Origin of the sequence: Micromonospora sonneratiae, from assembly GCF_042679305.1 — a bacterium.
In the GTDB taxonomy this organism is placed as follows: Bacteria; Actinomycetota; Actinomycetes; order Mycobacteriales; family Micromonosporaceae; genus Micromonospora_H; species Micromonospora_H sonneratiae.
In genome coordinates, this window is record NZ_JBHTMP010000015.1 from 109,643 (window position 1) to 128,474 (window position 18,832).

An 18,832-nucleotide genomic window follows, 5' to 3' on the forward strand; every position below is an offset into this window, starting at 1 on the left:
GTCAGGAAGGGTCCCTTCCCATCGCTTCCTACGTGGGAAGGGTCCCTTCCTGACGGGTGGCGGTGGCCCGATCGGCCAACAGCTCGTGCACGTCCTCGATGTCACGCGGGGAGGAACGTGAAGCCAGCCAGTACATGATGCCGGTCGGCACGAAGAAGAGCTGGAACACGGCCAGCCCGACCGCAAAGTTCAGCGGTGGCGGGAACGCCCCGCGCAGCCCCTGGAACACCGCGCCGACCAGACCGTTGCCCGTGGCCCGACCGACCCCGTTCACCAGGTTGCCGAGGCTGTAGACGGTGCCCCGGTGCTCGGGCGGGTTGACGTCGGCGATCAGCGCGAACCAGTTCGGCGAATTGGCCGAGGTCAACGCAAGCGCCAGGATGGCTGTCAGCAGGCTGAGCCCGACGGTCGGCTCGGTGAACACGCTACCGAGCACCGCGCTGATGATCGTGCCCGCGCCGGCTCCGTCCGGCACGTCGATGCGGATCGGCACGAAGAACAACACCACATAGAACGGTACGGCCGCGAGGATACCGACCGCCGCGACCAGCGCCCGCCCCCGGGGCGTACGGCGTTGTAGCGCGTCACCGACGAGCCCGCCGACGATGGACAGTGCCCCACCGAGTTGGAACAGGGTGGCGAAGACACTGCCCACCACGATCGCCGTGGCGGTGGAGTAGCCCTGGTCCTCGGCCCGCTGCTGGAACAGCACGGGCAGCCAGACCAGCGACCCGAAGGCCGCCTGTGCGGGCAGCCCCTGGAGGACGAGCCAGACGTTCGTCCGCCGGCCGAGGATCCTGGGCAGGTCACGTCGACTGATCCGATGGTCGTAGTCCGCTCCGGCGGCCAGCACCGCAGCGAGTTCAGGCTCGCTCTGGCCGCGGCGTACGTCGTACGTGAACAGGTAGGCGATCGTGGCGACGATTCCGGTGACGCTCAGCAGCAGAAACGGGCGACGCCAGTCGGCCGCGCCGAGCACACCGCCGAGCAGGGTGCCGGCCAGGGTGCCGATCCCCTGGGACAGTCCCCAGAAGCTCATCACCAGACCCCGACGACGGGGTGAGATCAGGTCGGTGACCACCGAGAATCCGACCGAGCCGACCGCTCCGAGGCCGATGGCGGCCAGCACCTGCGCGCCGAAGAACGTCAGGTAGTTGCCGGCGAGAGCGCTGCCGGCCGTGCCGGCCGCCCAGAGCACCGTACCGATCATGAGCAGTGGTTTTCGGTTGGTGCGATCACCGACGTACGCCCAGCCCACCGCCGCCACCGCGCTGACCAGGAAGCTGACTGCGGTGACCAGCCCGATCACGGATTCGCCCACCCCGAGCGCCCCGCTGATCGGCTGGTACAGCGGCGGGACCAGGCCGATGGCCACGTTGTCCAGTGAGGCGAGCACGACGAAGACCACCACGCTGTAGACGCGGTGCACGGCCGCTCCGCCGCCCTGGGCACCCCGACCATCCGGGGTCACCCTTCTGCCACTCTCGGTCATCCTCGATACCCAACCATGTCGGGCACTGAACCAGGGCCAGATAACGACCAGGTGACGGGCGATGCCAGAGCCTGTGGCCAACGGCAAGCACCAACGCTGTTCGGAACGGAAACGCGATGTCCAATTTGCGCCAGACGTACGACTGACAGCTGACCATGCTGCTTGTCATGAGCAAAGTTCTTGATGGCAAGGTCGCACTGGTGACGGGCGGTGCCCGGGGAATCGGTGCGGCGGTGGCGTTGCGGCTGGCCCAGGATGGGGCCGATGTCGCGTTCACCTATCGGCGTCGGGCCGACCAGGCTGCCGAGGTGGTCGAGCGGATCAAGGCGGTCGGCCGCCGGGCGATGGCGGTCCAGGCGGACAACGCCGACGCCGACGGCCTCACCGCCGTCGTTGACCGGGTCGCCGAGGAGTTCGGTCGGCTCGACATCCTGGTCAACAACGCAGGCGCCTTCATCGTGGCACCAATCGAGGAACTCGGTCTGGAGCAGTTCGACTACACGATGGCGGTCAACGTGCGGGCGCCGTTCGTCGCCTCGAAGGCGGCGGTCCGGCACATGACCGACGGCGGGCGGATCATCAGCATCGGCAGCAACGTGGCCGAGCATGTCGCGTTCCCGGGATTCGCCGCGTACTCGACAAGCAAGACCGCCCTGATCGGGCTCACCAAGGGGCTCGGTCGTGAGCTGGGCCCGCGAGGCATCACCGTCAACATCGTCAACCCGGGTCCGACCGACACGGACGCGAATCCGGCCGACGGTCCCACCGCCGAGACGATCAAGGGCTTCACTGCCCTCGGTCGGTACGCGGAGCCGGCGGACATCGCCGCTGCGGTCGCCTTCCTCGCTGGCGAGCAGGGCCGGTACGTGACCGGCGCGTCGATCAACGTGGACGGGGGCTTCAACATCTAGGCGTCGTCGCGCCTCACACTGTTGCCGGGACGTGCCCCTTGTCATACGCAAAGCAACGACAAGGGGCACTTCCTTACCCCTCAGACGGTGAGGCGGTCCACGGTCAGGTCACGGACCTCGGCGTACCGCTCGCGAACGGCCGGGACGGGCGACGCGTCGTACTCGGATGCCTCACCGATGGTCCACGACGGTGGCAGCACACCACCGAGGGCGACCCAGGCGGCCTGGCGAGCTGCCCCATCCGCGACGTACTCCCCGGGCGGGGGCACCCGGACGGGACAACCGAAGACCTCCGGGGCGATCCGCCGGACCGCCTCGGACCGCGCACCCCCGCCCACCAGGATCACCCGGTCGACCGTGGCCCCCTGCGCGACCAGCGCGTCCAGCCCGTCGGCGAGGGCGCAGAGCAGCCCTTCGACCGCGGCCCGGGCCAGGTGGGCGGGACTCGCCGTCCGCAGGGTCAGGCCGTGCACCGCACCGGTGGCCAGTGGCCGGTTGGGGGTGCGCTCCCCTTCGAGGTACGGCACGACGACCAGTCCGTCGGCACCGGCCGGCGCAGCCAACGCCAGCCGGGCGAGTTCGTCGAGATCCACCCCGAGCATCCTCGCGGTGGCGTCGAGCACCCGGGCAGCGTTGAGCGTGCAGACCAACGGCAGGAACCGCCCGGTCGCATCGGCGAAACCAGCCACCGCGCCGGACGCGTCCGCCGCCGGGGTGTCCGCGACGCTGGACACGGTGCCCGACGTACCGATGGAGACGACCACGTCGCCCGGAACCGCGCCGACGCCCAGCGCAGCAGCGGCATTGTCGCCGGTGCCCGGCCCGATCACCGCACCGTTGGGCAACTCTCCCGCACGGTCGTTCGGACCGAGCACCACCGGCACGGCGAGTCGCCGACCGAAGGCGTGTTCGAGCAGGTCGTAGCGGTACTCACCGCTGCCCGGGGACCAGTAGCCGGTGCCGCTGGCATCCCCCCGGTCGGTACGCAACGTCCCGATGTCACTCGTCCCGATGTCGCTCGCCCTGACGTCCCCTGTCCCGACGTCACCGGTTCCGCTCAGTCGCCAGGTCAGCCAGTCGTGCGGCAGGCAGACGGCGGCAACCCGGGCGGCGTTGTCCGGCTCGTGTCGGGCCAGCCAGCGCAGCTTGGTGATGGTGAAGGAGGCCAGCGGAACGCTGCCCACCGCGTCGGCCCAGGCCCGGGCCCCGGTCTGCCCGCCGCCCAACTCCTCGACCAGGTCGGTCGCCGCCTGGGCGGAGCGGGTGTCGTTCCAGAGCAGGGCCGGGCGTACGACCGTACCGGCACTGTCGAGGCAGACCATGCCATGCTGTTGGCCGGCGATCGATACGGCGGCCACGTCCGCCAGCCCGCCGGCCCGGGCGATCGCCTCCTGGAGCGCCTGCCACCAGGCACGGGGGTCGACCTCCGTGCCGTCAGGATGGGCGGCCCGCCCGGTCCGGACCAGCTTCCCGGTGTCCGCATCGCGGATCACGACCTTGCACGACTGGGTCGACGAGTCGACTCCGGCGACGAGTGGCATCTGCGTCCTCCACAGGTTCGGGCGGATCGGGCGGGATCACGGGGGGCGGGTTGGTCAGCGGGCGTTGAGCAGATGTTCGACGGCGAGTTGGTTGAGCCGTACGAAGCCGAAGCCACGGGCGGCTGTCGCGTCGACGTCGAACTCCTCGAAGGCACCGCGGTCGGCCAACAGGTCGGCGTAGCTCTCGCCGGGAGCGAGGGTCGGGGTGGCGAGATCGGGCACCTTGCTGGCGGCAAGCGCCTCGTGCACCTCCGGATCGGCGCGGAACGCGGCAGCCCGCTCCCTGAGCAGCAAATAGGTACGCATGTTCGCAGCCGCCGAAGCCCAGACGCCGTCGAAGTCCTCGGTCCGGGACGGCTTGTAGTCGAAGTGGCGTGGCCCGTCGTAGGCTCGACCACCGCCCGGTGCGCCATGTTCGAGCAGGTCGACCAGGGCGAACGCGTTGAGCAGGTCACCGTGGCCGAAGACCAGGTCCTGGTCGTACTTGATGCCCCGCTGACCGTTCAGGTCGATGTGGAACAGCTTGCCCTGCCACAACGCCTGGGCGATGCCGTGGGTGAAGTTGAGCCCGGCCATCTGTTCATGACCGACCTCGGGATTTACGCCCACCAGATCGGCGTGCTCCAGGGTGTCGATGAAGGCGATGGCATGCCCGATGGTGGGCAACAGGATGTCGCCGCGCGGCTCGTTGGGCTTGGGTTCGAGGGCGAACCTCAGGTCGTAGCCCCGGTCCAGGACGTACCGGGTGAGCAGGTTGAGCGCCTCACGGTACCGGTCCAGCGCGGCCCGTACGTCCTTGGCCAGGTCGTACTCCGCCCCTTCCCGACCACCCCACAGCACGAAGGTTCGGGCACCCAACTCTGCCGCGAGGTCGATGTTGCGCAGCACCTTGCGCAGGGCGTAGCGGCGTACGTCCCGGTCGTTGCTGGTGAAGCCGCCGTCCTTGAACACCGGGTGGGTGAACAGATTGGTGGTGACCATCGGTACGACCAGCCCGGTCTCGTCGAGGGCCTTGCGGAACGACCCGATGTGGCGATCGCGGGTCGGGGCGTCCGCACCGAACGGGATCAGGTCGTCATCGTGGAAGGTGATGCCGTACGCGCCCAGCTCAGCAAGCTTGTGCACTGCCTCGACCGGGTCCAACGCCGGCCTGGTCGCGTCGCCGAACGGGTCACGGGCCGGCCAACCCACCGTCCAGAGGCCGAACGAGAACCTGTCCGCAGGGGTGGGTCCGACTGTCATGCCGCCTCCTCGATACACGTACCGATGCTTCGCATCAGCTTCCATGAATCGAGCGGGCCAGTCGAGGCCGGAGCGGGATGTACCGCCGCAACTCAGGTTGCGTTGCCGACGCAGACGGCCGCACCGATCGGTACGGATGCCCGATGCTCAGTAGGCGCCCCGGCTGTTGATGACCGCGCCGAACGTCTTCCACAGGATGGTCAGGTCAGCGGCGAGGGACCAGTTCTCCACGTAGTAGAGGTCCAGCCGGATGCCGTCCTCCCAGCTGAGGTCGGATCGGCCGCTGACCTGCCACAGCCCGGTCATCCCCGGTTTCACCAGCAGCCGGCGGGCGACGTCGCCGTCGTAGTGGGCCACCTCGGTGGGCAACGGTGGACGCGGACCGACCAGGCTCATGTGTCCGAACAGGACATTGGCCAGTTGGGGCAGCTCGTCGAGCGACCACTTGCGCAGGAACCGACCGACCCGGGTGACCCGGGGGTCGGCGCGCATCTTGAACATCAGACCGTCGGTCTCGTTCCTCGTGGAGAGTTCCTTGAGCAGCGCATCCGCGTTGACCACCATCGTGCGGAACTTGTAGACGCCGAACTCGTTGCCACCCATGCCGACCCGCGTCTGCCGGAAGATCACCGGCCCCCGACTGTCAATCTTGATCGCCAGTGCGATCAGGGCCAGCAACGGAAGCGCCAGGGTGAGTACCCCGAGCGCCAGGGCCCGGTCGACGAAGCCCTTGACGAGCTTCCGGGCCCCCCGGAACTCGGGCGCCTCCACATGGATCAGTGGCAGCCCGGCCACCGGACGGGTGTGGATGCGGGGACCGGCGACATCGGTCAGCGCCGGAGCCAGCACCAGGTCGACTCCGGTGCCCTCCAACTGCCAGCCGAGCCGGCGCAACCGGGCTGCGGTCAGTTCACCGGAGGCCGCCACCGCGACGGTGTCGACCCTGCTGGTCGAGATGGCGTCGACGATCCCACGGAATGAGCCGACCACTGGTACGTCACCCAGGCGTTGCGGCACCGGCGCCAGTAACGCGTCCGGGATGCAGGCACCCACCACCTGGTAACCGGCGTACGGCTCCCGGCGCAGCGTGTGCACCAGTTCCAGCACGTGCGCCGTGTCCCCGACCACGAGCACCCGCCGGGACCAACCCGCGCCTTTCGACCGGGACCGGTGCAGATGCTTGCGGGCCGCGAACCGGGCGACCACCAGACCGACCGTGCCGACCGCCAGCGAGATGCCCAGAAAGCCCCGGGACACACCGACGTCAGCGATGTAGCCGGTGATCGCTATCGCCCCGGCCAACCGCAGGCTGGCCGACGTGACTCGGCGATATTCGTCGATGCCGTAACCGAGCACCCGGTCGTCGTAGCAACGCAGTGCCTTGAGGGAGAGCATCCAGGCCGCCACCAGGGCGGGGGCGACCACGACGTACGGGATGTCCGACCCTCGTGGCTCGTCGCCACCGAACCGGGTGAAGTAGCCGACCAGCACCGTGAGCAGGAGAATCGTGGCATCGAGAATCACGATCGTACGAATGTAGGCCCGCTGCCGCAGCCGTAGCGCCGCATCAGGCGCCCCTGGCAAGGAGTCCAGGGGCGTGGTCGCGGAGGTCAGCATTGTCGCCGTCGGCACCAGCCCTCCCAGTTCGCTAAGGGCGCACCCAGAATCAACCGCCGGTCCCCGTTACGGGGCCGGCGGTGCCGGGCACCACGACATCTTCACCCACCAGAATCGCTACACAGAGCTTTCGACAGATTACTGTCACTTACTTGGAAAGCGGGGTAGCGGTTGTCCGCGTGGCGACCTTCGGCAGCCGATTACGAAGTCGGGTTGGCGACAGTTGAGATCAACCACGGTATGGGGTGCCGGTGATGCCGACCGAAAGCCACCGCCCGGATCCCGAAGCCACCGCCCGAGTCCCGAAGCCACCGCCCGGATCCCGAAGCCACCGTCCAGATCCCGGAGCTACGTCCAGATCCCGGAGCTACGTCCAGATCCCGAAGCTACGTCCAGATCCCGAAGCTACGTCCAGATCCCGGAGCTGGTGCCCGGATCAGCGTGGTGTGGCGGGACGTAGCGAGATGGCCCGGAGGAAGATGTCGTCGATCTTCGCCGGATCCTCGGTGACGAAGACTCCACCGCCGGTGACCTTGGTGATGCCCTCCAGTTCGGCGCGGCTGACGTCACCACCGATGCCGATGATGACCACCTGGATCGGCCGCTCCGGATCGGCCAGCCGCTTCAACTCGGCCAGCAGCTTCTGCTGGGTGATGCCGTCGGTGTCCTCGTTGCGTCCGTCGGTGAGCAGCACCACCGAGTTGACCCGGCCCCGCTCCCAACCGTCCTGGACCGCCCGATAGGCAGCCAGCACGGTGTCGTAGAGTCCGGTGCCGCCGTTCTCCTTCGGGGTGATGCCGCGGAGCGCATCGACGAGACGACCGCGCTGGCTGCTCAACGGACCGATCGGCACCAGTTCCCGGTAGTCACGGTCACCCACCAACTCCGTCGAGAAGGTCCACAGACCGAGGGACCACGAGTCGTCGAAGAGTGCCAGGCCACGGCCGGCCGCCGCCACGGTCACCTGCTGACGGGTGGCGTTCCCGGCGGTGGGCACCCGTTCCCGCATGGAGCCGGAGACGTCAATGACGGCCAGCATCCGACCCGGCTGGGTGACGGCCGTCCAGGTGGACAGGGCGCGGTCGACCGCCGCGGAGGTGGACCCGGAGTCGGCGGCGCTGCCGGGAGCGGCGGGAGCCGTACCGGTCGGGTCAGGGGTGGCACCGGCCATGCTGGGGACCGCCGTCCCGACGGAACTCGGCGCACCCGATGGCGATCGGAATCCCTGGCCCGGTGTTCCGTCCGGCGCGCGCAGTCCCCGCTCGGCCAGCGACCCACGGAAGCCGCCACCGGCGAGCACCGAGTAGAGACCCTCGGCAGCAGCGATCTTCGCCGGTTGGCCGCCGGGCATCACCGCGTACGGGTAGTCCAGCGCCATCGGCTCCGGCCTGAGGTAGAGGGCGGCGAGTGGAACCGGTGGCTGGGTCGCGTTGTGCTCGATGATCTTCTGTTCGGACATCGCGGCGGCACTGATCGCGGCGGCGAGGGCCGCCGGGTCGGCCGAGCGGGGGAATCTCGCCAACAGGTCCTGCCGATGCTCCGACCGGCCGGCGGCCAGCGTCCGCAGGACAGCGGTGGTGGCCGCCTGCCCGCCGGCCGGATCCGGCTTGACCGCTCCCCCCAACGCCAACAGCCCGGCGAGACTGGCTGCGTCCCGGCCGGGGTCGACGGTGCCGGGCCGCAGCCCACTCCCGGAGGTGATCTGCCGGAGCAGGTCGGACCAGCTGAGTTGCCTGCCGGGCCAGCCCATCCGGACGGCCACCGGTTCCGGCACCGCCACCACCACCGGACTACTGGCGACGGATCCACCGTTGGTGGGCGTGAAACCGGACGCGCCAGCGGTACGCAGGCGCTGCAACCAGGTCGAGGAGTCCGGCAGCCAGACATCCGGAATCGGGGAGGCGCTGTTGGCCTGGTCGACGCTGGTCAGGGACACCCCGTGCTGGGCGGCCACCTTCCCGGCCACCTCGACCGGATCGGCGGCGACCACGTCGACGGCGACGCAGGTGCCGTTGACCGCCGCCCCATCGGCTACCCACCCGTCGGCGGCGGCGCGTACGGCCGGCGCGATCTCGGTGGCGGCGGCGACGTTCAGCCGGATCTCACCGGAACACGGCTGCGGAGAGAGCTGCCGGTAGCCGAGCCAGCCTCCTACGCCGGCGACGACTACCAGCGCCGTCACCACAGCGACGGCGCCTGCTCCCCGAATTCTTCTCGGCATACGGTGGCGGCCTGACACGAAACCATCTTGCGTACCTGGTCAAGGCGTTGACGCGACTCTCACCAGAATGTTACGCAGCGGTAACCTTACTACCTGGAAACATAGCTCAGCGCATTCATTTGATTACAGAACGCCTGCGCATTTAGCCTTTCGTTTCTTTCCGCGCCAATCACGCAAACCGGATGAATGTCGGAATTCGTTTCCGGATCATGGCCGACAACGCATACCGCGCCAACTGCCGAACACGTTCTCGGTTACCCGGCGTTCTCGGTGACCCGGCGCATTTCGGTGACCCGGCGCGTTCTCGGTTACCCGGCGATCTCAGCTACCCGATACCGCCAGCACGCAGGTCGGGCTCGACACGCTGACCGGCTCCCCCACCCGGTCCGGCACTCCGGTCACCGGATCGACCGCGAACACCCCGACCGCATGCGCCCGCTCATCAGCGACGTAGAGATGTGAACCGATCAGGGCGAAGTGTCGGGGCCACTGGCCACCGGTGTCCACCTCGGCGACCAGGCGGGGCAGTTCGTCGTCCAACGCGAAGACGGCCACGGTGCCCACACCCCGGTTCGCGACGTACAGGAACCGGCCGTCGGGGCGTACCGCGACCTCGGACGGATGGACCGGACCGGTACGTTCGGTGGCCGCGACCCGACCCCGCTCGTGCAGGGTGCCACCGACGTCGAGGCCGTACGTGATCACCGTTCCGTCCAGTTCGCCGACGACGAAGCAGCGCAGCCCGTCCGGGTGGCGGGCGAGATGCCGGGGACCGCAACCGGGGTCGGTACGGACCGGAGGCAGTTGCGGCAGCAGCCGACCCGCGGCCCGGTCGAGGTCGTACCGGTAGAGCGAGTCGGTGCCCAGGTCCACCGCCAGCAGCGCGCCACCGAGCGGATCCGGCGAGACCATGTGGGCGTGCGCCCGCTCCTGTCGGTCCGGATCAGCACCATGTCCCTCGTGCGTCACCAGATCCGTGTAGTCGCTCGGGACGCCGGCCCCGTCCAACGGCAGCAGGCCGACACTGCCGCTGCCGTAGTTCGCCACGAACAGGTACCCACCATCCGGTGCCACCGACAGGTGGCAGGGGTCCGCCCCACCGGTCGACCAGACACCGAGTCCGCGCAATCCACCGTCCGGTGCCACCGCCCAGGCGCTGGCCGTACCGTCGGCGAGTTCGTTGACCGCGTACAGCACCGGCAGACTCGGATGCCGGGCCAGGAACGAGGGCGACGGCGTGGCCGCGACCGTCCCGAGCACCTCGAGTGCGCCGCTGGCCGGATCGCGACGGGCCGCGACGACACCCTGCCCCTGCCCGCCGCTCTCCCCGGTGTAACAGCCGAGGTAGACGAGCCCACCGTCACCAGCCATCCGATGCTCCCCCAGCCTCCCGACACCACCTCGGCCCACGCTCGATCCAATCAGACGGTACGGCCGGGCGCGCGGTACCCGGCTGGAAGAGGTCCTTCGAGCCGGAAGGTGACCCCGCCCAGCCGGCGTACGGCGATGATCAGGCGACCGGCACCGGCTGGCCCCGGCGTTGCGCGACGAGTTCGACCAACGCGATGAGCAGGGTCTTGCCCGAGTGGCGGCTACGCGCGTCGCAGAGCAGGATCGGCACGTCCGGATCGAGATCGAGGGCCGTACGCACCGACTCGGTGGTGAACCGCTGCGCCCCGTCGAAACAGTTGACCCCGACGACGAACGGAATGCCCCGCTGCTCGAAGTAGTCGACGGACGGGAAACAGTCGGCCAGTCGACGGGTGTCGGCCAGTACCACCGCACCCAGCGCACCGAAGGCCAGCTCGTCCCAGAGGAACCAGAACCGGTCCTGCCCCGGGGTACCGAACAGGTAGACCTGGAGGTCCTCGTTGATGGTGATCCGGCCGAAGTCCATGGCCACGGTGGTGGTGGTCTTCTCCTCCACCCCGGCCAGATCGTCGGTGCCGATGCTGGCGTTGGTCAGCACCTCCTCGGTCTGCAACGGCCGGATCTCGCTGACCGCACCCACCAGCGTGGTCTTGCCGGCTCCGAAGCCGCCGGCAATCAGGATCTTCAGAGCGAGCGGGATCCGCTGCCCGGATCCGTTCCGGTCAGAGCGCACGGAGACCATTGACCACCGCCTTGAGAATGTTGTCATCGGGGAACTGGCGCGATGCCGGTGGCTCATGTGTCTCGATGAGCCCGGCGGAGAGCAGGTCACCGAGCAGCACCCGCACCACTCCCAGCGCCAGATCGACCTGGGCGGACAGTTCGGCGACGGAGAGTGGCTCCTGAGCCAGCTCGATGATCTTTCGGTGCTCCGGCTGTAGCTGCCGGTGGAGGTGCTGGTCGATTCCACCCGGCGTGGTCGCCACCACGAACGCCACCAGGTCGAATCCGCCGGCGGCCGGACGCACCCGGCCGCCGGTCATCGTGTACGGCCGAACCACCGGTCCAGCCTCGTCGTCGAGCCAGTCATGGTGGGGTACGGGCGGCTCAGCCCGCATCAGACGCCTCCCCAGGTGTTCGGGTCGGCGCGGACATGATCTGTCCCACCCGGGTGACCAGCATCGCCATCTCGTACGCGATCAGCCCGATGTCGGAGTCGGCGTCGCTCAGTACCGCCAGACAGGCACCCTGACCAGCGGCGGTGACGAAGAGATAGGCCGACTCCATCTCCACGACGGTCTGCCGGACCGCACCGGCCGAGAAGTGCCGGCTCGCCCCTTTGGCCAGGCTCTGGAAGCCTGCGGCCATTGCGGACAGATGCTCGGCATCCTCCTGACTCAACTCCCGTGATGCGCCCATCAACAGGCCGTCCGCCGAGAGCACCACGGCTTGCCGCGCGGTCGGCACGCGTTCCACGAGATCGTCGAGTAGCCAGTCGAGATTCGCGGCCGGCCTCGTCGTGTGCACCACTACGCGTCCCTTCCAGATTCACTAGATCCCAGGTCGGCGACCGGGGAGACATCGGGGGCGGTGAGCGCCGCCGGACCGCCCGGGGCAGCCGGTGGGGCAGGCAGCGCAGACGCAGCCGGCGGGACAGCCGCCGCCGTAGGCGCATCCGGCCAACCAGCGTCCTGCCGGCCCCGCACCGTACCCGATTGGAGCGCCGACATCATCGCCCGGACCTCCGCCGGAGACCTGGGCGGTGGGTCGATAATGGACGGTTCACCGCTGTTCGGGCCGGACCGGGCACTTCCTAGCGCAGGCGTACGCAGTTGGGGCGCGAGGCTGCCCTGCCGAACCCGACGGGGCAGTCCGTCCGTACTCAGTTCGGGCACCGGGCGGGCGACCCCACCTGACCCCCGGTGTCCCGCGGTCGACGACGACCCGATGGTCGGCTGCTCGACGGTGACGGCGGTCAGCTCGGAACCGGCCGATGGAACTGGTTTCAGCTGTGTGGTGCGCCCCGTGCCGGGTGGCCGCCGGAACGGAAGTGTTCCGGGCGGTGCCTCGGAAACGGCCGGTCGGGGGGTGTGCCGGTTCGGCAGGAGGGCCGTCCGCCCGTTCGCTTCACCGGCAGCGCCGACCTCGGCCAACCGGCCACCGGAATCCGGTGTGCCGCCGGTCAGGCTCGCCGGCCGCCCGGCCGGTACGGGGAGGGGCGACTCCGAGGTCACCAGGTCGCCCGGGACCAGCGCCACCGCGGTGATCCCGCCGTACGGCGACGGGCGCAGCCGCACCCGTACGCCGTGTCGGGTGCCGAGTTGCGCCACCACGAACAGGCCCAGCCGGGCACTGTTCGAGGGGTCGAACTCGGGCGGGTCGGCCAGCCGCCGGTTGGCGTCCTCGATGGCCTCGGGGGTCATGCCCAGGCCACGGTCGACGATCTCGATCGCGTAGCCGTTCGCCACGACCTGCCCGCTGACCTGTACCCGGGTGTCCGGTGGCGAGAACGCGGTCGCGTTCTCGATCAGTTCGGCGAGTACGTGGATGACGTCGCCCACGGCCCGGCCGAGGACGGCGGCCGGCGGTACGGAGACGATGTCGACCCGGGCGTAGTCCTCGACCTCGGAGATCGCGCCCCGGATCACGTCGATCATCGAGACCGGGTTACGCCACCCGCGCCCGGGCGCTGCCCCGGCGAGGATGACGAGGTCCTCGGCGTGGCGACGCATCCGGGTGGCGAGGTGGTCGACCCGGAACAGGGCCTCCAACTCCTCGGGCTTCTCGGCCCGCCGTTCCATCTTGTCCAGCAACGCCAGTTGCCGGTGGAGCAGGGCCTGGCTACGCCGGGCGATGTTGAGGAAGACCTCGTTGAGGCCCCGACGTAGCGCCGCCTCGTCGACCGCGGACCGTACCGCGGTGTGGTGCACCTCGCTGAACGCGTGACCGACCTGGCCGATCTCGTCGCCGCCGTACTCCATCGGCGGGGTCTCCCGGGCGACGTCGACCTCCTCGCCCCGACGTAGCCGACCGACGATCGCCGGTAGCCGTTCCCCGGCCATGTCGAGGGCGGTGGCTCGCAGGGAGGTCAGTCGGCGGACCAGCGACCGGCCGATCCGCAACGCGATGGCCAGGGAGACGATGATCGCCACCAGGCCGAGGACACTGGCCAGACCGAGCCGGACGAGGATGCCGGTCGCCAGTGACATGGTGCGTTCGGTGAGGACCTCCCCGGCCGCTGTCTCGAAGCCGCGCAGTTGTTCCTGGACCGCGTCGTAGCTGCGCCGCCAGTTACTGGCGGTTACCGGCGGCGCGGCACCGGTCCGGCCCCGGGCCACAAGTTCGTCGTGTATCCCCCGCATCCGGCTGAACGCCTCGCCTTCCGTCAGCCGCTGGTAGGCGGTCCGGTCGGCGTCGGAGAGTTCGGCCACGGCGGCGGCGTACAGCAGCCGCTGGCTGCCGACGGCCTGGACGAGTTGAACGTGCTCGCCCTCGGCGAACCTCCCGGCGGTGTACACCCCGGCCAGCAGCGCATCGGTCTGGCTGAACAGTTCCCGGGCCTGGATGAGCGAGATGAGTGCCCGGGCCTGCCGGTTGGCCGCCTCGTCCGGCAGGGCGGCCATCCCGGTGAACACTCGGAAGATCGAGTCGATCATGGAGGTGTAGAGCCCCTGCGCGCCGCTGCGGTCCATCTCCCGCTTGTCCACGAAGCCCCGACCGACGGAGAGCGCCTCCAGGGCGGTGAACGTCTGGTTCAGGCGGTCCCGGACGAGATCGTCGATGCTGTCCTGGATGTCGTCGACGGTGGCCCGGCGACGCAGTTGAGCGACCGCATCGTCGGTACGTCTGCGCTGATCAGCCAGGGCCCCCGAATCGCCCGGGCCGGCCAGGTAGATCGCGGTGAGCCGCCGTTCCTGCTGCAACTCGGCGATCACGGCCTCCCCCGGCACCCCCACCTCGGCCAGCAGCGTACGGGTGTTGAGCAGGCTCAGCGCCGGCCCGACGGTCAACGTGGTGGCGAAGATCCACAGTGTCAGCAGCGCGGCGATGGGCACGGTGACCAGCGCGATGATCTTTGACCGGATCGGCCAGTTGCGGGTATTCATCGGACCTCGCCGGAAGGATTGGCGGCAGTGACACCGAGCCGGGACGGCCCCGCTGGCTCGCGACCAAGGTCTCGAGACACGGGCGTACGCCCCCGGCAGGATACGTAATCATGGGCGTAAGCACTACCGGAGTCCCGAGGTCGGTAAGCCTACGGACCACTTGGAAGGGCGATATCCGGCATCCGGCATACCGATTTCCGCCAACCGTCACCCGGGGCATCCACCAACCGACACACCGGTATCCGGCAACCGGCCAACCCGTGATCACCCCAGCGGCTTACCAGGGTCGACAGCGATCGGTCCACTGTGCACGACCGGCCACCAGACGTGGTGGCCGTGGATGGTCCGGAACCAACCGGTCGACGCCGGCTGTCCGAACAGGAGGCGGCCGTCCCACGGGGGTCCCGTCTTCGCCGTAACCCGACCCGTCGACCGGCACCCCGCCGCTGACCTGCGGCTCGCCCATCGCCTCCGACGGACAGCCGCATTCGTGGCAGACCATGACAGCAGTCCCGAAAAGTGACTTCGACTCCTCCAACCGGCAGCGGGGCGGCTTCCCGGGCACTCACGGCACCGCGCGGCACGACATCGGGGAATCAGCACTGATTGCCCTGGTTTCGCCCTCCATCCGGGCGGCGGAACGGGAAAGTGGGCGGGAACTGGATTGGCGATCAGGGCTGAGCGGGAATACCTGAAGACGAAGGAGGAGACATGTCGCCTACCGAGATAGTCATCATCGTTCTCGTCGTCCTCGTCATCGCGGCCGTCGCGTTCGTCGTCTGGGCAGCTGCCCGTCGCAACGCCCTGCGTTCCCGGTTCGGCCCCGAGTACGACCGGCTCGTCACCGAACGGCAGAGCCGGACAACCGCCGAACACGAGCTGCGCGAGCGTGAACGCCGGCATGCCGAACTCACTCTCACTCCCCTGTCGGAGGAGTCCCGCCACCGATACGCGACAGCCTGGGAGAAGCTCCAGACCCGCTTCATCGACTCACCTGCCGAAGCGGTCGGCACCGCCGACGAACTGGTCACCCGCCTGATCGCCGAGCGTGGCTACCCGACCGGGGACTATTCGGAACAACTCGCACAGCTCTCGGTCGAGCATGCCCGCACCCTGGCCCACTACCGCGAGGCACACGAGATCCACCTGCGCAACAAGCGCGGCGAGGCCAGCACGGAAGAGCTGCGCCAGGCCGTGGTGCACTACCGGACCCTCATCGCCGACCTGCTCGGTGAAGATCCGGTACACCACCCGACCCGGACCAGCGAAGCAAGTCCTGGCACCCCCCAGGACGCCATCAGTCGGTGAGGAGAAACCTGATGCCTGACCAGAACCGGAAGAACGACCGTACCCGTACCAGTGTCGACGAACTCGACCAGATCGCCGCCGACCCGGAGCGGAACCAGTTCCACGAGCCCGCCCCGCAACCCAGCTCCTTCGGCGCGACAACCGTCGGTGGAGCGGTCGCCGCATCGGCGATGGCCGGCGGTGCGGGCGCTGTCCAGCGCCAGGACCAGAACAAGGACATGATCGCCAAGGGCGACGGCCTGACCGGCGGCAGCGTCAGCGGCGACCACGACGACGTGGACTGGCTGGACCAGCAGACCGATGCGCTGCTCGGTGGTGAGACCGGCCTCGAATTCCAGAACCGGTGGCGCGACATCCAGCTTCGCTTCGTCGACGACCCCCGCGACGCCGCCGAACAATCCCAGCGTCTGGTGGAGGAGGTCATCGACTCACTGACCGACTCGCTCGCCGCCCGTAAGCGTGAGTTGGCCCAGTCACCGGCGGGCGACGAGGCCGACACCGAGGAACTGCGGATGACGGTCCGTCGCCACCGCGAACTACTGGACCAGTTGCTCAATCTCTGACCTCCGGTTCGACCACCTGTCGACCAGGCGACTCCGACTCGCGGCGGCCGGGGCGGCCGGGGCCATTGAGGCAGTCGGGAACGGTAGGGCAGCCGGGGCGGTTGAGGCAGCCGGGCCCGGTAGGGCGGCTGGAGCAGCTGGGGCGGCGATCCGGCCGTAGCCCGGCATGGAGCCGGCAATCGCGGGTAGCCGACCGGGCAGGAGCAGGCGGACAGGAGGGCAGCAGGCATGACTCAGCGCGATCCGTACCTGGACCGGCCGTTGGAGGAGACCCCGGAGGTCGCAGCAGCGGTCGAGGACGAGACGGCTGTGCCCCAGTTCCTCACCGGCGGGGGCGATGGTCCCGACGCGCCCGCCTTCGAGCAGCCCGGCGACGTACCGGGCGAGTTTCCCCCGACCAACGAGCTGATCGGCAACCCGCCGGGCCGGGGTGGGGACGAAACGGGTCGTGCCGACCGTACCGGGGCAGAGCAACCCTGGGATCCGGAGGACCTCGCCATGGCGCAGGGCCAGGATCCCACCCCGGGCAACGTCGAGCGAGCCCGACGTGAGCTGGAACAGGACGGGCCGGCCGCCATCGAGAAGACCGTTCCGTGACAGACGAATGTCCCTGGTCCGACTGAGTCGGACCAGGGACACTCACCGCGGATCAGCCCGCTGGCGCTGGATCGGGCCTACCCGGCGCACCGCTCACAACGGCGGGTACGCGTTGCGCATCAGCTCCTGGAACTGGGCGGAGAACCAGTGACCGGAGAGCGGGGCGTCACCCAGCGCACCACTCATGTTGTTGTTGTTCCGGGGGTTGCCGGTGTAGGTCGGGTCGCACATCCGGTCGAAGCCCTTACCCTCGTTGTTCGGGATCTCCCGGCTGGCACCGTCCGACTCGCCCGGGGGCTTGATCCAGACGTAGGCGTCGATGCCCGGGGCGGGTTCGGCACGGGGCCGCTCACCGATACCGGCACCGCTCTGGTTGCACCAGTTGCCCAGGTGGATCCGCCGGTCGAGGCGACCACCGTCAACGAAGGTGTTCACGTTGGTCAGCGGACCGGGACCGGATGGCCGCGCGGCACCGCCCCACCCGTTACGCCCGGTGTCGATGAGCATGCCGACGTTCGGGTTGAAGCCGGCCGAGATCAGCCGCTGCCGGAAGGCCTGGGCGAACGACAGTTCGTCCACGTAGCGGTTCCAGTCGACCCAGTTGGACTGCCGCACCGAGGTACCGCCCACCGTGCTGTCGATGGTGTAGTACGACTCCTTGAGGATGCCGTAGTTGGCCGTGTTGGCGATGAAGCCGTGGACATTGTCGACGGTGCTGCCGGAGGCCCGCGCTGCCTCGGCGAACAGCGTCGCGGAGGCACCGAAGTTGTCGTCCCAGCCGATCCAGCCGTGGTGTCCGGCGTCGATGTAGTTGTACGTGTTCGGCAGGGCGCCCAACTTGGCCAAGGCGTAACCGACGCCGTTGACGTAGTTGCCGTTGGCCTTCATCGTGTCGCACATCGGAGTGGCGGTCGGCCGGGGCGTGACGTTCGTAACCAGGTTCGGCAACGAGTCGATCTCGATGATGTTGATTATCCGCAGGCTACGGTACTTCGGGTCGCCCATGATCGCGGCGATCGGGTCGATGTACTCCGTCTTGTACCGGGGCAGCTCGGTCGGACCCAGTTCACCGTTGGAGGCCAGCGCCGCGCAGTCCCGGCCCGGCAGGTTGTAGATGACGAACTGGATGTAGCCAGCTCCCTGAGCCAGCGCGGTGTCCAGGTGGGCCCGCAGACCCATACCGCCGTTGACCCCGTTGATCGCGGCGATCCGGTCCAGCCACACGCCGGTCGGGTTGTTCGAGATCCGGCTACCGCCGGGCTCGGCGTCCGCCTTGGCCTTCCACTCCGGGTTCACGTAGCCACGAGCGTCCACGTACGGGTTGTCCACCCGACTGCCGGGCGGCGGGGTCGTCGGCGGTGGCGTCGTGGGAGGCGCGCTCGTCGGTGGTGTCGTCGGCGTGGTTCCGCCGTTGCACGACACTCCGTTGACGGTGAAGGAGGTCGGTGCGGGGTTGCTGTTGGACCACGTTCCGTTGAAGCCGATGCTGGTGGATGCACCGGTGGCCAGGGACCCGTTGTACGAGAGGTTCTGGCCGGTCACCTGGCTGCCACTCTGGCTCCATGTGGCCGACCAGCCCTGCTGCACCCGTTGACCGCTGTCCGGGAAGGTGAATCCGAGGGTCCATCCGTTGATCGGATCCCCCAGGTTCTTGATCGTGATATTGGCGGTGAAGCCACCGGGCCACTGGTTGGTCGAATAGGCCACATCGCACTGGGTCGCGGCGTAGGCCATGTTGACCGGACCAGCGACGAGACCGGCAGCCACCAGTGCGCTCGCTCCTGCCAGGGCGGCTGCCTTTCGCCGGCCGGGCCATCTACTCCATGAATTCATGCCACTGTCTCCTTGGGCCAGCCGGGTCCG

The 18,832-nt window shown here is 69.0% G+C and carries 15 protein-coding genes; 4 read left to right on the forward strand and 11 right to left on the reverse strand.

The window, feature by feature from the left end; translation table 11 throughout:
* Positions 1–28: 28 nt before the first annotated feature.
* A complete protein-coding gene (locus tag ACFQ4H_RS12660; RefSeq protein WP_377570347.1) occupies positions 29–1,492 on the reverse strand; it encodes an MFS transporter in 1,464 nt (487 codons plus the stop codon).
* Positions 1,493–1,659: 167 nt separating this feature from the next.
* Here ACFQ4H_RS12660 and ACFQ4H_RS12665 point away from each other — a divergent pair, with 167 nt between their 5' ends.
* Positions 1,660–2,403: an SDR family NAD(P)-dependent oxidoreductase gene (locus ACFQ4H_RS12665; protein WP_377570350.1), complete on the forward strand. Its 744-nt coding sequence runs from the start codon at positions 1,660–1,662 to the stop codon at positions 2,401–2,403.
* A gap of 80 nt (positions 2,404–2,483) precedes the next feature.
* Here ACFQ4H_RS12665 and xylB read toward each other — a convergent pair whose 3' ends face one another.
* The 9 genes from xylB to ACFQ4H_RS12710 form a co-directional block, all read right to left on the reverse strand.
* Positions 2,484–3,944, reverse strand: a complete 1,461-nt coding sequence (gene xylB / locus ACFQ4H_RS12670; RefSeq protein ID WP_377570353.1) for a xylulokinase — start codon at positions 3,942–3,944, stop codon at positions 2,484–2,486.
* 54 nt (positions 3,945–3,998) lie between these two features.
* The gene (xylA, locus tag ACFQ4H_RS12675) at positions 3,999–5,186 is read right to left on the reverse strand and encodes a xylose isomerase (RefSeq protein ID WP_377570355.1); all 1,188 of its coding nucleotides are present in this window, start codon (positions 5,184–5,186) and stop codon (positions 3,999–4,001) included.
* 147 nt (positions 5,187–5,333) lie between these two features.
* Positions 5,334–6,803, reverse strand: coding sequence for a sugar transferase (locus ACFQ4H_RS12680; protein WP_377570391.1), 1,470 nt, complete (start codon positions 6,801–6,803; stop codon positions 5,334–5,336).
* A gap of 436 nt (positions 6,804–7,239) precedes the next feature.
* Entirely contained in the window at positions 7,240–9,024 is a 1,785-nt protein-coding gene (locus ACFQ4H_RS12685) for a VWA domain-containing protein (protein ID WP_377570358.1), read from the reverse strand.
* Positions 9,025–9,345: 321 nt separating this feature from the next.
* Positions 9,346–10,395 (reverse strand): lactonase family protein, encoded by a 1,050-nt coding sequence (locus tag ACFQ4H_RS12690; RefSeq protein ID WP_377570360.1) that lies wholly within the window; start codon positions 10,393–10,395, stop codon positions 9,346–9,348.
* A 139-nt stretch (positions 10,396–10,534) separates the two neighbouring features.
* Positions 10,535–11,137, reverse strand: a complete 603-nt coding sequence (locus tag ACFQ4H_RS12695; RefSeq protein WP_377570361.1) for a GTP-binding protein — start codon at positions 11,135–11,137, stop codon at positions 10,535–10,537.
* Positions 11,118–11,513 carry a DUF742 domain-containing protein gene (locus tag ACFQ4H_RS12700; protein ID WP_377570363.1) on the reverse strand — a complete coding sequence of 132 codons (396 nt, stop codon included), beginning with the start codon at positions 11,511–11,513 and terminating at the stop codon, positions 11,118–11,120. Before ACFQ4H_RS12700 ends, ACFQ4H_RS12695 begins: the two co-directional genes overlap by 20 nt.
* On the reverse strand, positions 11,503–11,925 hold the full coding sequence (locus ACFQ4H_RS12705) for a roadblock/LC7 domain-containing protein (RefSeq protein ID WP_377570365.1): 423 nt from the start codon (positions 11,923–11,925) through the stop codon (positions 11,503–11,505). The genes ACFQ4H_RS12700 and ACFQ4H_RS12705 overlap by 11 nt, the downstream gene beginning before the upstream one ends.
* Positions 11,925–14,501, reverse strand: a complete 2,577-nt coding sequence (locus ACFQ4H_RS12710; protein ID WP_377570367.1) for a sensor histidine kinase — start codon at positions 14,499–14,501, stop codon at positions 11,925–11,927. Before ACFQ4H_RS12710 ends, ACFQ4H_RS12705 begins: the two co-directional genes overlap by 1 nt.
* Positions 14,502–15,212: 711 nt before the next feature.
* On the opposite strand from ACFQ4H_RS12710, the gene ACFQ4H_RS12715 reads away from it, so the two are divergent.
* The 3 genes from ACFQ4H_RS12715 (at position 15,213) to ACFQ4H_RS12725 (ending at position 16,969) form a co-directional block, all read left to right on the forward strand.
* Positions 15,213–15,809: a hypothetical protein gene (locus ACFQ4H_RS12715; protein ID WP_377570368.1), complete on the forward strand. Its 597-nt coding sequence runs from the start codon at positions 15,213–15,215 to the stop codon at positions 15,807–15,809.
* An 11-nt stretch (positions 15,810–15,820) separates the two neighbouring features.
* Positions 15,821–16,372, forward strand: coding sequence for a hypothetical protein (locus ACFQ4H_RS12720; protein ID WP_377570370.1), 552 nt, complete (start codon positions 15,821–15,823; stop codon positions 16,370–16,372).
* 228 nt (positions 16,373–16,600) lie between these two features.
* On the forward strand, positions 16,601–16,969 hold the full coding sequence (locus ACFQ4H_RS12725) for a hypothetical protein (protein WP_377570372.1): 369 nt from the start codon (positions 16,601–16,603) through the stop codon (positions 16,967–16,969).
* Positions 16,970–17,062: 93 nt separating this feature from the next.
* Here the strand turns inward: ACFQ4H_RS12725 and ACFQ4H_RS12730 are convergent, their stop codons facing one another.
* Entirely contained in the window at positions 17,063–18,802 is a 1,740-nt protein-coding gene (locus tag ACFQ4H_RS12730) for a glycoside hydrolase family 6 protein (protein ID WP_377570374.1), read from the reverse strand.
* Positions 18,803–18,832 lie beyond the last annotated feature (30 nt).